Here is a 12,239-nt window from a genome sequence, read left to right on the forward strand (position 1 = left end):
CCACCGGCGCAGCCCGTGCCCGAGGGCCACACTCTTCATCGACTCGCGCGTCGCCAGCAGCGTCTGTTCGGCGGCACGCAGGTCCGCGTCAGCAGCCCGCAGGGGCGGTTCGCCGACGGTGCGGCGGCGGTGGACGGACTGACCTTCCACGCCGCCGAGGCCTGGGGCAAACACCTCGTGCATCGATACCGAGATGATCGCACCGAGCGTCTGGTGCACATCCATCTCGGCCTCTACGGCGCCTTCACCGAACTCCCGGTGCCCGTGCCCGAACCGGTGGGGCAGGTTCGACTCCGAATCGAGAGTGAGACCGCCGCCACGGACCTTCGCGGACCGACGGCCTGTGAGATCTACCACCCCGCCGACCTCGAGACGTTGATAGCCCGCCTCGGTCCGGATCCACTCCGACGCGACGCCGACCCCGGGCGGGCATGGGCTGCGATCTCGCGGTCCGCGCGCCCCATCGGCGCCCTGCTGATGGACCAGAAAGTCATCGCGGGGATCGGCAACGTGTATCGCGCCGAGATCCTCTTCCGTGCGGGCATCGACCCGATGCGTCCCGGAAAGCGTGTTCTCCGTGAGGAATTCGACGCGCTGTGGGCCGATCTGGTGGACCTCATGAAGATCGGTGTACGTCGTGGACGCATCCACGTGATACGTCCCGAGGATGATTCCGGCGCGCCGGCGTACGCGCCGAACCGGCCGCGAACCTACGTGTACCGGCGGGCCGGGGAGCCGTGCCGGATCTGCCGAACCCCCGTCCTCGTCGCCGACCTCGAAGCGCGAAAACTGTATTGGTGCCCCGTCTGTCAGACCTGACACGTTACTGCCCGGTCGGTGTGGGTAGCCGAACCTTAGTAGCATCGTGCAAGACCATGAGTTCCTTACTCATGCGAAGGGTCGGGGATGACAGAGGGGGCAGTGTGACAATCAGCGAAAGCATCCGGTCTCATGCCGGATTGATCTCGCGGGGCGAGGTGTCCCCACTGAAAGACGTACCTTTCCACGGGGCCGCCGATGCGCCGATCACCCGCCGTGTACTGGCCGGCGGCGATCTGTTCCCGGAAGCGGAGAAGCGTGTCGTGGCGCACGAGATGCGCGCCGTGTCGGCTGCCGCCCGTGACTACTGCGAGCCGCATGTGCACGACTGCCCGGAGATCAACATCCTGTTGTCGCTCGACCGCCTCGTCTACGAGATCACCCTCGGCGACGAGGTCTACGAGGTCGAGGCGCCGGCGAGTATCTACATCCCGGCCGGACTGGTGCACAGCGCCAACGTGATCGAGGGAAGCGGATTCTTCGTCGCGATCATCGAGACCGCCGACTACGTCGCGAAACCGCCGCCTGCCCAGGCGTCCTGACCCGCGTCGGCATACCCGCGGAGGGACTCTCAGCGAGCCCTCAGCGACCCTGCGGCCGGTTCACACATGCCGGCGCCACGATGGGTGGGTGCAGCAGAGTCTAGGAGTCGGTCCCGGACGACCGGGCGACGCGTCGTCGGCGGTCACCGTCTTCGTGGTCGGTGGGACGGGGGAGTCCTTCGCGGGCGACACCCGGACCGACGTGTCGGGCCTTCTGGCGGGCGTGGCGGACGAACTCGACGACCGCTTCGTCTGTCGCTGGATCGGATACCCGGCGAGCTACGGGCCTGCCCCGACGCCGGGTGGGATGAGTTTCGTCGAGAGCGTTGCCCTCGGCGCATCCAGTCTGCGCGCGGCCATCCGTGCCTCGACAGGTCCGATTGCCCTGGTGGGTTACTCGCAGGGAGCCGTGGTCATTCGCGCCGCCCTCGCCGACCTGGCCGCCGGCAGCGCGACCGACACGCCGCCCGCCCTGAACCGGGTGATCGGCGTGGGTCTGGTCGCCGATCCGCACCAGCCACCCGGTGTGGTGCCCGGCTGTCGCGGATGGGGCGTCGCCGGCCCCGGGGTCGACCTGCCCGCAGGGCTCCCGGTGCACTGGGTGGGCGCGGCCGAGGACATGATCTGCAACGCGGGTGCGGACTCACTCGTGCGTGACGTCGCCGACCTCACCGGGTCGATGACCTTCGCCGGACTCGGCCGATGGGGCAGGAGTGCGTGGGATGTGCTGCGCGCCAATGACTTGCAGAACGCGCGACGCACCTCCGTCCGGCCGGCGCAGTGGCGTCGCGACCTGGGACGTCTGGCGGCTGCGTGGCGTGAGGTCCGGTGCTACCTGCCGGCGCGGATGCGCATCAGCGGTCTGTGGGTGTCGAATGCCGCGGGCGGTCGGCACACGTCCTACGGGAGCGAACCCTACCGACGGGCCTCGGTCACCGATCCCGCCTCCACCGGCTGTCAGGTGATCGCGCGATGGCTACAGGTGCAGGCGACGTTCGCCGCCCGCACCGCCGCGTAGCGCGCGACAGGGGCCGGTCACCACTGGTGACCGGCCCCTGTCGCTGTCTGTTGCTGACCTAGGTGTTCTGGTACTTCGGTCCGATGGTGTTGCGGACCACGATCGGGGTGTTGCGGGGGACGTTGTCGTACACCCACTTGCCGTACTCGGTGGTCACGTTGATGCAGCCATGGCTGACGTTGCTGCGACCCTGCTGGTTGACCGACCACGGCGCGGCGTGGATGAAGATTCCGTCCCACGACATGCGCGTGGCGTACTCGACGTAGGTCCGGTAGCCCTCGGCGGAGTCCACCGGGACGCCGTATGTGGACGAATCCATGTACATGTCGCGGTACTTCTCCTTGGTGTAGTAGACGCCGTGGGGGGTCGGGTTCTTGTCGGACCCCATCGAGATCGGCATCTTCTTCACGACCTCACCGTTGTGCCACCAGGTGATGGTGTGGGTGTTGTCGTCGGCCAGCGCGATGTAGCCGGTCTCGGTCTTCACGTTCGGGATGGCCGGGTCGGCGGGCTTCTCCTCGGTCGTCGTCGACGACGGCGGCTGCGGAGCCTCGGGAGTGCTCGGCGCCGGAGGGGTCGGCAGGCCCGGGACCGCGGGGATCTCGACCGGCGGCAGGCCGGGGATCACGGTCACCGGGACGGCGTTCGCGACACCGGGAAGGGCGAGGGCCATCGCCAGGACGCCGAAGACGACAGCCGTGAGGCGTCGAGCCGAGCGGCGGCGCGAGGCGCGCGGGGTCGGCGTTGGGGAGTTCAACACAGGTCGTACCTTCGGTTCGATGGGTCTGTCCGCGCATCGGCCTGAGCGCTGCACCATCGTTACACAACCGTTGTCTTGGGTCCAAGGAGTCGCGCACGCTGAATGACCCCGCGATCGCGAACGGGGAGTACGACGTCGCAAAACCCAAGGTGAGCATGGCTGCGGGCACTACATGTGACGGTCATCACATTCGGGCTGTCGCATGTCCGGACGGCGACGATCGGGACTCATCTTCGTCGAAGTCCCGCCGATGTCAACAGGATCGTTTGTCCCAGTGTTACTTGGGCTTTGGACTGCGTTGGGTTTTCGGTCAGGCGGGTTGTGGGTGCTCGGTCCGGAGGTGCCGCGCTGGTTGCGAGCATGCTTCGTCCCGGCAGACGAGCATCACGTCGACGCGGCCGATGCCGGCCTCGGACTCGGTGACGTCTCGGCGTACGTACAGGGGGGCGCCGCAGGAGCCGCACCGGCGCTGGGTTTTCGTGTGGCTGGAGGACATGGGTCAACGGTACGCCTGGTGTGTCGAGGATCACAGGGCGGTCGGGTTGCGGTGATCGCGCGCGTGGGTGTGGTCCGGTCGGGTGACTCGGGCTGCGATCTGAGACATCCGGAGCGGAACCGGGTGTGACGCGCGCACGACAGAGGAGCGTCGATGGCGGGGGCGGTACGCGGTGCCCCGGGAAGGAGTGCGCTTCTACATCTCGCAACCTCTCCGGCACGAGAGGTGAGACACCGTAAGGAAAGTCGATGACCAGACTCATTGCAACACTGACATTCGCCGCAGCGGCATTCATCGGAGGCGCGGGACTCGCGAACGCCGAGCCCTGCAAGATGGCCATCGGCAACGGCCAGTTCGCGCCCTGCCCGCCGCCGATCGTCTCGACCGGCCCCGGTGATCCGACGTCGCCCGGACATCCCGAAGAGGAGCCGGCCCCCGAGATCGAGTACGAGTACGTGCCGCTGCCGCTGCCGTGGAACGCGCCCCCGGCGCCCTGAAACGGCGCCCTGAAATGCAGAAGGTCCGGAGGCGTGATGCCTCCGGACCCGGTGGAGCGGGTGACGGGAATCGAACCCGCGTAGCTAGTTTGGAAGACTAGGGCTCTACCATTGAGCTACACCCGCGTTGCTCGCGATGGCCGTCGAAAACCCGGTGGCGCGTGCGATCAGTGACTGTACCGGCAGTGGGGCGGGAACCGAAAATCGGGGTCGGTGTTGCGGCTGCGGCATACGTCGGGCGTCCCCGGTTCCGTGACGCTTCGGACACCCGTGCGCGGCGTCGGCAGCGGCGGCACGTACTATCTCTTGTTGGCCCTGATGCGCGGTCGCCCTCCGGGGTGCTCCTCGCGTGTTCGGACCCCGGGATGTGGCGCAGCTTGGTAGCGCATCCGCTTTGGGAGCGGAGGGTCGCAGGTTCAAATCCTGTCATCCCGACTTGATCGATGTGGCCCGACCGGTCACCCGGTGCACGGCCCGCGAACGACCGAACTTCCACCACCGCAGATATAAGGAGTATTCAGGCGTGAAGAGCACTGTCGAGCAACTCACCCCGACCCGGGTCAAGCTCAACGTCGAGGTCCCGTTCGAGGAGCTGTCGGCAGACTTCGACCGGGCCTACCGGTCGTTGGCCCAGCAGATCCGGATCCCCGGATTCCGTCCGGGCAAGGCGCCCGCCAAGCTGATCGAAGCCCGCGTCGGTCGCGATTCGATCCTCGCCCAGGTCGTCAACGACGCCATCCCGGCCAAGTACTCCGAGGCCGTCGCCGAGACCGAGACCAAGGCCATCGGCCAGCCCGAGATCGACCTCTCCGAGCTGAAGTACGGCGAGTCGGTGTCCTTCACCGCCGAGGTCGACGTCCGTCCCGAGATCACCCTGCCCGACTACTCGACCCTGTCGGTCGAGGTCGACGCGATCGAGGTCGACGAGGCCGCGGTCGACGAGCAGCTCGAAGGGCTGCGAGCCCGCTTCGGCACCCTCAAGGGTGTCGAGCGCGGCATCGAGAACGGCGACTTCGTCTCGATCGACCTGGCGGCGACCGTCGACGGCGAGCCCGTCGAGGAGGCCACCACCGAGGGCCTGTCGCACGAGGTCGGCTCCGGTCAGCTCATCGACGGACTCGACGAGGCGCTCATCGGTCTGAAGGCCGGCGAGGACAAGGAGTTCACGACCAAGCTCGTCGCCGGCGATCACGCCGGTGAGGAGGCGCTCGTGAAGGTGACCGTGCAGTCGGTCAAGGAGCGCGAGCTGCCCGAGGTCGACGACGAGTTCGCCCAGATGGCCAGCGAGTTCGACACCGTCGAGGAACTGCGTGCCAGCCTCGCCGAGCGCGTCGAGCAGTCCGCGAAGCTGGAGCAGGCCAACAAGATCCGCGACGCCGTGCTCGAGAAGCTGCTCGAGACCGTCGAGATCCCGCTGCCCGAGAAGGTCGTCGACGAAGAGGTCGAAGGCCAGCAGCACCAGGTCATCCACGCCCTCGGGCACGACGATGAGCAGGTCGCCAAGTTCCTCGAGGCGCAGGGCAAGACCCGCGAGGAGTGGGATGCCGAGTCCCGCGAGGAGGCCGAGAAGTCGGTCAAGCAGCAGCTGCTTCTCGACGCCATCGCCGATCAGCAGGACACCGAGGTCAGCCAGGACGAGCTGACCCAGCAGATCATCTTCACCGCCCAGCGGTACGGCATGCAGCCGCAGGAGTTCATCCAGCAGCTGACTCAGGCCAACCAGGTCGGAGCCGTCTACGCCGACGTCCGTCGCGGCAAGTCGCTGGCCGCCATCGTCGGCGATGTGACCGTCACCGACACCAACGGCACCACCGTCGACACCGCCGAGTACTTCGGTGGCAAGGACGACGCCGAGGAATCCGCAACCGAGGAGTCCGACGCCGACAACTGATCGGCTCCACCGCGGCCATGCGTGCCGCATTGTGATCACGCACATCGCCGGTCCTCGTCCACGAGGGCCGGCGATTGCCGTCGGTCCACCATCGCGCATGAGCCGTTCACGGTGCCGAAGTGGTTCTGCTCTCAGCGAAGTGGCGTGTCCTCGGGAGTGCCCGGGGGTCTCGATTGGTTAGTGTCGGTGAGGACGTCATCAGAGAAGTATTCGATGAGCGTGTGCGTCATCCGAGATGACGCACAGGTCATGACAACAAGGCAAAGGTAGGAACCTGTGAGTGAGCCGACCATCCACACACCCTCGATGAGTTCGGGTATGGCTGGGTTGAACCTGACCGATTCGGTGTTCGAGCGTCTGCTGCGCGAGCGCATCATCTTCCTGGGCACCCAGGTGGACGACGAGATCGCCAACCGGCTGTGCGCGCAGATCCTGCTGCTCGCCGCCGAGGACCCGCAGAAGGACATCCACCTCTACATCAACTCGCCCGGTGGCTCGGTCACCGCGGGCATGGCGATCTTCGACACCATGCAGCTCGCCGAGTGCGACGTCGCGACCTACGCAATGGGCATGGCCGCGTCGATGGGGCAGTTCCTGCTCGCCGCCGGCACCAAGGGCAAGCGGCACGCGCTGCCGCACGCGCGCATCATGATGCATCAGCCGTCCGCAGGCATCGGCGGTACCGCTGCCGACATCGCGATCCAGGCCGAGCAGTTCGCGCTGACCAAGAAGGAAATGAACAAGCTCAACGCCGAGTTCAGCGGTCAGCCGCTCGAGAAGATCGAGGCCGACGCCGACCGCGACAAGTGGTTCACCGCCGAAGAGGCCCGGGAGTACGGCTTCGTCGACAAGGTGATCTCGCGACCGGGCCAGGGATCCACTCCGTGATCGCGTGATCCGACCATCTCCGAGCCACCTCTACTCACTGGAGCATCACATGACCAATTCCCTTTCCTTCGACGGCCTGCCCGCCGAGGTCGCCGCCGGAATCCCTGCGTCGGCCCTGGCGCTGAAGAACATCGAGGCGCGGTACATCCTGCCGCAGTTCATCGAGCACACGCCTAACGGCCAGCGTCAGTACGACCCGTACGCGAAGCTCTTCGAAGAGCGGATCGTGTTCGTCGGGACCCCGATCGACCAGGTCGTGTCCAACGACGTCATGGCACAGCTGCTGGTGCTCGAGTCGCAGGACCCCGACCGTGACATCACCATGTACATCAACTCGCCGGGCGGCAGCGTGCCGGACATGCTCGCGATCTACGACACGATGCAGTACGTGCACTGCGACATCGTCACCGTCTGCCTCGGGGAGGCGGCCTCGGCCGCGGCGATCCTCCTCGCCGGCGGAACACCCGGCAAGCGTGCGGCGCTGCCGAACGCCACGGTCCTGATCCACCAGCCGCGCACCGGTGGTGCGTACCAGGGTCAGGTGTCCGACCTCGAGATCCAGGCCGCCGAGATCGAGCGCATCCGCGATCGCCTCGACGAGATACTGTCCGGCCACACCGGCCAGGACAAGGAGAAGATCCGCAAGGACACCGACCGCGACAACATCCTGACCGCTGCGGCGGCCAAGGAGTACGGCATCATCGACGAGGTCTTCGAATATCGCAAGAAGTCCATGAAGAAGTAGTTGTGGCAGTACAGAAGTCCCGGTGATTTTCTGCCGCGACATTTGGCCTTATCGGTCGAAGTTCGGGCGGCACGCGGGTACCGTCGGGTTACTGGGCATTCGAGTGTCGATCAAATGACCCATGCCCGGCTGCGCGCGACGCGACGGACCAGACACGACAGTCCGGCAACGAGGAAGTAGGTACAGCGCGAGATGGCACGAATCGGAGACGGTGGCGACCTGCTCAAGTGCTCTTTTTGCGGCAAGAGCCAGAAGCAGGTGAAGAAGCTCATCGCCGGCCCCGGCGTGTACATCTGCGATGAGTGCATCGACCTGTGCAACGAGATCATCGAAGAGGAACTGGCGGAGAACGGCGACGTCAAGCTCGACGAGCTGCCCAAGCCGACCGAGATCCGCGACTTCCTCGAGAAGTACGTGATCGGCCAGGACACCGCGAAGCGAACGCTCGCGGTGGCGGTGTACAACCACTACAAGCGCATCCAGGCGGGGGAGAAGAAGGACTCCCGCACGGGTGAGACCGTCGAGCTGATGAAGTCGAACATCCTCATGCTCGGCCCCACCGGATGCGGCAAGACGTACCTGGCGCAGACGCTGGCGAAGATGCTCAACGTGCCGTTCGCGATCGCCGATGCGACCGCGCTCACCGAGGCGGGCTATGTCGGCGAGGATGTCGAGAACATCCTGCTGAAGCTGATCCAGGCCGCCGACTACGACGTGAAGCGGGCCGAGACCGGCATCATCTACATCGACGAGGTCGACAAGATCGCACGCAAGAGCGAGAATCCGTCGATCACACGCGATGTGTCGGGCGAGGGCGTCCAGCAGGCGCTTCTGAAGATCCTCGAGGGCACTCAGGCGTCGGTGCCGCCGCAGGGCGGACGCAAGCACCCGCACCAGGAGTTCATCCAGATCGACACCACGAATGTGCTCTTCATCGTCGCCGGTGCGTTCGCGGGACTCGAGAAGATCGTGTCCGAGCGGATCGGCAAGCGCGGCCTCGGTTTCGGTAACGAGGTGGCGAGCAAGGACGAGGTCGACACGTCGGATCAGTTCGCCGACGTGATGCCGGAGGACCTGATCAAGTTCGGCCTGATCCCCGAGTTCATCGGCCGGCTCCCGGTCGTGGCCTCGGTGACCAACCTGGACAAGGATTCGCTGGTCAGCATCCTGTCGGAGCCGAAGAACGCATTGGTGAAGCAGTACACGCGCCTGTTCGACATGGACAACGTGGAACTCGAGTTCACCAAGGATGCGCTCGAGGCGATCGCCGACCAGGCGATCCACCGCGGCACCGGTGCCCGTGGCCTGCGGGCCATCATGGAAGAGGTCCTGCTACCGGTGATGTACGACATCCCGAGCCGGGACGACGTCGAGAAGGTCGTCGTGACGGGCGAGACCGTCCGAGACAACGTCCTGCCGACGATCGTGCCCCGCAAGGCCTCCAGCGACGAACGCCGCGACAAGACCGCCTGACGCACAACATCTTTCGCAGACGCAAGAGAGCCCCGCCCGAATCCGGGCGGGGCTCTCTTGTTCGTCCTCGACGGCTAGGCGGGTTCGGCCGGTTCCAAGCGGATGACCACGGCCTTGGACACCGGCGTGTTCGACTCCTTGGCCACCGATCCGAGCGGAACCAGCGGATTGGTCTCCGGATAGTATGCGGCGGCGTTCCCGCGCGGCGTGTCGTAGGGGACGACCTCGAAGCCGCGGACCCGGCGCTCCTCGACCCCGCCCTCGCCGTCGAACTCGGAGACGATGTCGACGAGCTGTCCGGCGCGCAGACCGAGGGTCGTGACGTCGTCGGGGTTGACCATCACGATGTGGCGGTTGCCGGAGATGCCGCGGTAACGGTCGTCGTGGCCGTAGACGGTGGTGTTGTACTGGTCGTGGCTGCGGAGCGTCTGCAGGATCAGGCGGTCGGCGGGGATGTCCACCCATTCGAGGGGATGAAGCGCGAAGTTGGCCTTGCCGTTGGGGGTGTCGAACGACCGGGTGTCGCGGGGCGGGTGCGGCAGTACGAAGCCGTCACTGCGTCGGACGCGGATGTTGAAGTCGTCGAAGCCGGGGACGACCCGCTCGATGCGGTCGCGGATGCGATCGTAGTCGCGCTTGAGTTCCTGCCACGGAACCGGATGGCCGGTGCCGAAGACTCGGGTTGCCAGATCGCAGATGATGGCGACCTCGCTGCGCAGATGCTCCGACACCGGCGGCAGCGACCCGCGTGAGAGGTGCACCGCCGACATCGAGTCCTCCACCGAGACACGTTGCGCCACACCGTCTATGACGTCCCGGTCGGTGCGGCCGAGCGTCGGCAGGATGAGTGCGCTGCGACCGGTGACCAGATGGGACTCGTTGAGTTTGGTGGACACGTGCACGGTGAGTGAGCAGCGCCGGAGAGCCTCGGCGGTCGCCTCGGTGTCGGGTGAGGCCGACACGAAGTTGCCGCCCATCCCGACGAAGACGCGGACCTTCCCGGCGGCCATCGCGGTGATGGCGGCGACGGTGTCGTACCCGTGCTCGCGTGGGGAAGTGATGCCGAACTCGGCGTCCTGGGCGGCGAGGAAGGACTCTGGCATCTTCTCGAAGATGCCCATCGTGCGGTCGCCCTGGACGTTGGAATGCCCGCGAACCGGGCACAGTCCGGCGCCGACACGGCCGATCATGCCGCGCAGGAGCAACACGTTGGTGCCCTCGGCGATCGTCGCCACGCCGTGCCGATGCTGGGTGAGGCCCATCGCCCAGCACAGGACGATGCGGCGCGAGGTGGCGACCGTTCGCGCGAGCTCCTCGATCTGCGCGCGAGTCACGCCGGTGACGTCGGCGATCTCGTCGAGGTCGACGTCGTCGAGCAGGGCGAGGTACTCCTCGACCCCGGCACACGACTCGTCGAGGAATTCGTGGTCGAAAACCGTTCCGGGCGCGGCTCGTTCGGCATCGCGGAGCAGACGTGCGACGCCGCGGAACAGTGCCATGTCGGAGCCGAGCCGGACCTGCAGGAAGTCGTCGGCGAGTTTGGTACCCGCGCCGACGAGTCCACCGACCTTCTGCGGGTCCTTGAAGCGCATCAGGCCGGCCTCGGGGAGCGGGTTGATCGCGACGATCCGGGCGCCGTTGTGCTTCGCCTTCTCCAGCGTCGCGAGCATTCTCGGGTGGTTGGTGCCGGGATTCTGGCCGGCGATGAGGATCAGGTCGGCGGCCTCGAGATCGGGGACGGTCACCGAACCCTTGCCGATGCCGATCGACGCGCCGAGCGCGGCGCCGGACGACTCGTGGCACATGTTCGAACAGTCGGGCAGGTTGTTGGTACCCAGGCTCCGGGCGAAGAGCTGATACAGGAAGGCGGCCTCGTTGCTGGTGCGCCCCGAGGTGTAGAAGACCGCCTCGTGGGGCGAGTCCATCGCGGCGAGTTCGTCGGCGATGACCGCGTTGGCCTCGTCCCAGCTGATCGGGCGGTAGTGGGTGTCACCCGGACCGAGGTACATCGGGTGGGCCAGACGGCCCTGCTGCGAGAGCCAGTAGCCGCTGCGCGTGCGCAGGTCGTCGAGGCTGTGGGCGGCGAAGAAGTCGGGGGTGACCGCGCGACGCGTGGCCTCCTCGGCGACCGCCTTGGCGCCGTTCTCGCAGAACTCGGCGTGCTTGCGGTGTCCCGGGGTCTCCGGCCAGGCGCAACCCGGGCAGTCGAATCCGTCGCGCTGATTGAGCTTGATCAGGGTCTGCGCCGTCCGGAGCGCGCCCATCTGCTCGACCCCGCGCTTGAGGGCGACCGCGACGGCCGGGACCCCGGCGGCGTAGGACTTCCGATGCTTGCGCCGGACCTCGCGCGGGTCATCGACGTCGTGGGTCGAGGAGTTCCGGTCGTGCGTGTTGCTCATGATGTCCATCTTGCCCCCATCGTGTGACGCATCGCGCACACTGGTCACTGTGACTCAACACACGGGATCGGACACATCGGTGATCGCCGCTCTGGTACTGGCAGGCGGACGCTCGCGGCGGATGGGCAGCGACAAGGCCGCGCTGGACTGGGAGGGCGAACCCATGCTCGCCCGGGTGGTGCGCGTGGTGTCGCAGCGATGCGATCCGGTGCTGGTCGTGGCGGGCGAGACGTCCGCCGCGTTCCGCGGTGTCGACGACATCCGCGACCGTGCGGCGCCGGGTATCGATTCGTCGAAGGTGCACTGGGTGACCGACGAGCAGGAGGGGACGGGTCCGCTGGGCGGTCTCGTCGCGGGTCTGTCCGCGGCTGCCGCGGCGGGCGCCGAGTACGCGTTCGTCTGTGCCACGGACATGCCGCTCATCGCCCCGGAGCTGATCGACGAGCTGCGGCTGGGGATGACGGGCTCCACCCAGGCGGTCATCGCGCGCGACGCACAGCGGGATCATCCGATGGCGGGGATCTACCGCACGGACGCGGCCGCACAGATCGCCGATCTCGTCGCGAGCGGCGAACGACGCATGCTCGGCGCGATCGAGGCGCTCAACACCCATCGCGTCGGAGTGTCCGAACCGGACTGGCTCGTCAACGTCAACGCCCCCGAGGACCTGCACCGGTTGCGCGTGTCGCCGGGTTAGCGGGAGCGCGGGTG

General features: G+C 66.9%; 12 protein-coding genes and 2 tRNA genes. 10 read left to right on the top strand and 4 right to left on the bottom strand.

The window, feature by feature from the left end; translation table 11 throughout:
- Positions 1-15 precede the first annotated feature (15 nt).
- The 3 genes from AMD30_RS03940 to AMD30_RS03950 all read left to right on the top strand — a co-directional run bounded on the left by AMD30_RS03940 (position 16) and on the right by AMD30_RS03950 (position 2,379).
- On the top strand, positions 16-819 hold the full coding sequence (locus AMD30_RS03940; protein WP_055474764.1) for an Fpg/Nei family DNA glycosylase: 804 nt from the start codon (positions 16-18) through the stop codon (positions 817-819).
- A 104-nt stretch (positions 820-923) separates the two neighbouring features.
- Positions 924-1,361, top strand: coding sequence for a hypothetical protein (locus AMD30_RS03945; RefSeq protein WP_010841631.1), 438 nt, complete (start codon positions 924-926; stop codon positions 1,359-1,361).
- An 88-nt stretch (positions 1,362-1,449) separates the two neighbouring features.
- Positions 1,450-2,379 carry a PE-PPE domain-containing protein gene (locus tag AMD30_RS03950; RefSeq protein WP_055474765.1) on the top strand — a complete coding sequence of 310 codons (930 nt, stop codon included), beginning with the start codon at positions 1,450-1,452 and terminating at the stop codon, positions 2,377-2,379.
- Between the two features lie 58 nt (positions 2,380-2,437).
- On the opposite strand, the gene AMD30_RS03955 is transcribed toward AMD30_RS03950, so the two are convergent.
- Together AMD30_RS03955 and AMD30_RS24435 are read right to left on the bottom strand one after the other, a co-directional pair.
- Entirely contained in the window at positions 2,438-3,196 is a 759-nt protein-coding gene (locus AMD30_RS03955) for a L,D-transpeptidase family protein (RefSeq protein WP_051129764.1), read from the bottom strand.
- A gap of 253 nt (positions 3,197-3,449) precedes the next feature.
- Positions 3,450-3,635, bottom strand: coding sequence for a hypothetical protein (locus tag AMD30_RS24435; RefSeq protein ID WP_081637187.1), 186 nt, complete (start codon positions 3,633-3,635; stop codon positions 3,450-3,452).
- A gap of 248 nt (positions 3,636-3,883) precedes the next feature.
- Here AMD30_RS24435 and AMD30_RS03960 point away from each other — a divergent pair, with 248 nt between their 5' ends.
- The gene (locus AMD30_RS03960; protein WP_010841628.1) at positions 3,884-4,132 is read left to right on the top strand and encodes a hypothetical protein; all 249 of its coding nucleotides are present in this window, start codon (positions 3,884-3,886) and stop codon (positions 4,130-4,132) included.
- Positions 4,133-4,184: 52 nt separating this feature from the next.
- Here the strand turns inward: AMD30_RS03960 and AMD30_RS03965 are convergent.
- Positions 4,185-4,258 (bottom strand) — tRNA-Gly (locus tag AMD30_RS03965).
- A gap of 235 nt (positions 4,259-4,493) precedes the next feature.
- On the opposite strand from AMD30_RS03965, the gene AMD30_RS03970 reads away from it, so the two are divergent.
- The 5 genes from AMD30_RS03970 to clpX all read left to right on the top strand — a co-directional run bounded on the left by AMD30_RS03970 (position 4,494) and on the right by clpX (position 9,129).
- Positions 4,494-4,567, top strand: a tRNA-Pro gene (locus AMD30_RS03970).
- Between the two features lie 88 nt (positions 4,568-4,655).
- Positions 4,656-6,023 carry a trigger factor gene (gene tig, locus AMD30_RS03975; RefSeq protein ID WP_055474766.1) on the top strand — a complete coding sequence of 456 codons (1,368 nt, stop codon included), beginning with the start codon at positions 4,656-4,658 and terminating at the stop codon, positions 6,021-6,023.
- Between the two features lie 276 nt (positions 6,024-6,299).
- Complete coding sequence (locus AMD30_RS03980; RefSeq protein ID WP_014926432.1) at positions 6,300-6,911, top strand: ATP-dependent Clp protease proteolytic subunit; 612 nt, start codon at positions 6,300-6,302, stop codon at positions 6,909-6,911.
- Positions 6,912-6,960: 49 nt separating this feature from the next.
- A complete protein-coding gene (locus AMD30_RS03985; RefSeq protein ID WP_010841625.1) occupies positions 6,961-7,656 on the top strand; it encodes an ATP-dependent Clp protease proteolytic subunit in 696 nt (231 codons plus the stop codon).
- Between the two features lie 192 nt (positions 7,657-7,848).
- Entirely contained in the window at positions 7,849-9,129 is a 1,281-nt protein-coding gene (gene clpX / locus AMD30_RS03990; RefSeq protein ID WP_010841624.1) for an ATP-dependent Clp protease ATP-binding subunit ClpX, read from the top strand.
- A gap of 74 nt (positions 9,130-9,203) precedes the next feature.
- On the opposite strand, the gene AMD30_RS03995 is transcribed toward clpX, so the two are convergent.
- The gene (locus AMD30_RS03995) at positions 9,204-11,537 is read right to left on the bottom strand and encodes an FdhF/YdeP family oxidoreductase (RefSeq protein ID WP_156354139.1); all 2,334 of its coding nucleotides are present in this window, start codon (positions 11,535-11,537) and stop codon (positions 9,204-9,206) included.
- A 70-nt stretch (positions 11,538-11,607) separates the two neighbouring features.
- On the opposite strand from AMD30_RS03995, the gene mobA reads away from it, so the two are divergent.
- Complete coding sequence (gene mobA / locus AMD30_RS04000) at positions 11,608-12,225, top strand: molybdenum cofactor guanylyltransferase (protein ID WP_014926435.1); 618 nt, start codon at positions 11,608-11,610, stop codon at positions 12,223-12,225.
- Positions 12,226-12,239 lie beyond the last annotated feature (14 nt).

The sequence above is a fragment of the Gordonia sp. HS-NH1 genome (assembly GCF_001418765.1).
Taxonomy (GTDB): Bacteria; Actinomycetota; Actinomycetes; order Mycobacteriales; family Mycobacteriaceae; genus Gordonia.

Excerpts from the sequence above, each read along its gene's own strand:
- AMD30_RS24435 (WP_081637187.1), bottom strand. The coding sequence starts at position 3,635 with ATGTCCTCCAGCCACACGAAAACCCAGCGCCGGTGCGGCTCCTGCGGC.
- AMD30_RS03960 (WP_010841628.1), top strand. The coding sequence starts at position 3,884 with ATGACCAGACTCATTGCAACACTGACATTCGCCGCAGCGGCATTCATC.
- AMD30_RS03985 (WP_010841625.1), top strand. The coding sequence starts at position 6,961 with ATGACCAATTCCCTTTCCTTCGACGGCCTGCCCGCCGAGGTCGCCGCC.
- AMD30_RS03955 (WP_051129764.1), bottom strand. The coding sequence starts at position 3,196 with ATGGTGCAGCGCTCAGGCCGATGCGCGGACAGACCCATCGAACCGAAG.
- AMD30_RS03995 (WP_156354139.1), bottom strand. The coding sequence starts at position 11,537 with ATGGACATCATGAGCAACACGCACGACCGGAACTCCTCGACCCACGAC.
- clpX (WP_010841624.1), top strand. The coding sequence starts at position 7,849 with ATGGCACGAATCGGAGACGGTGGCGACCTGCTCAAGTGCTCTTTTTGC.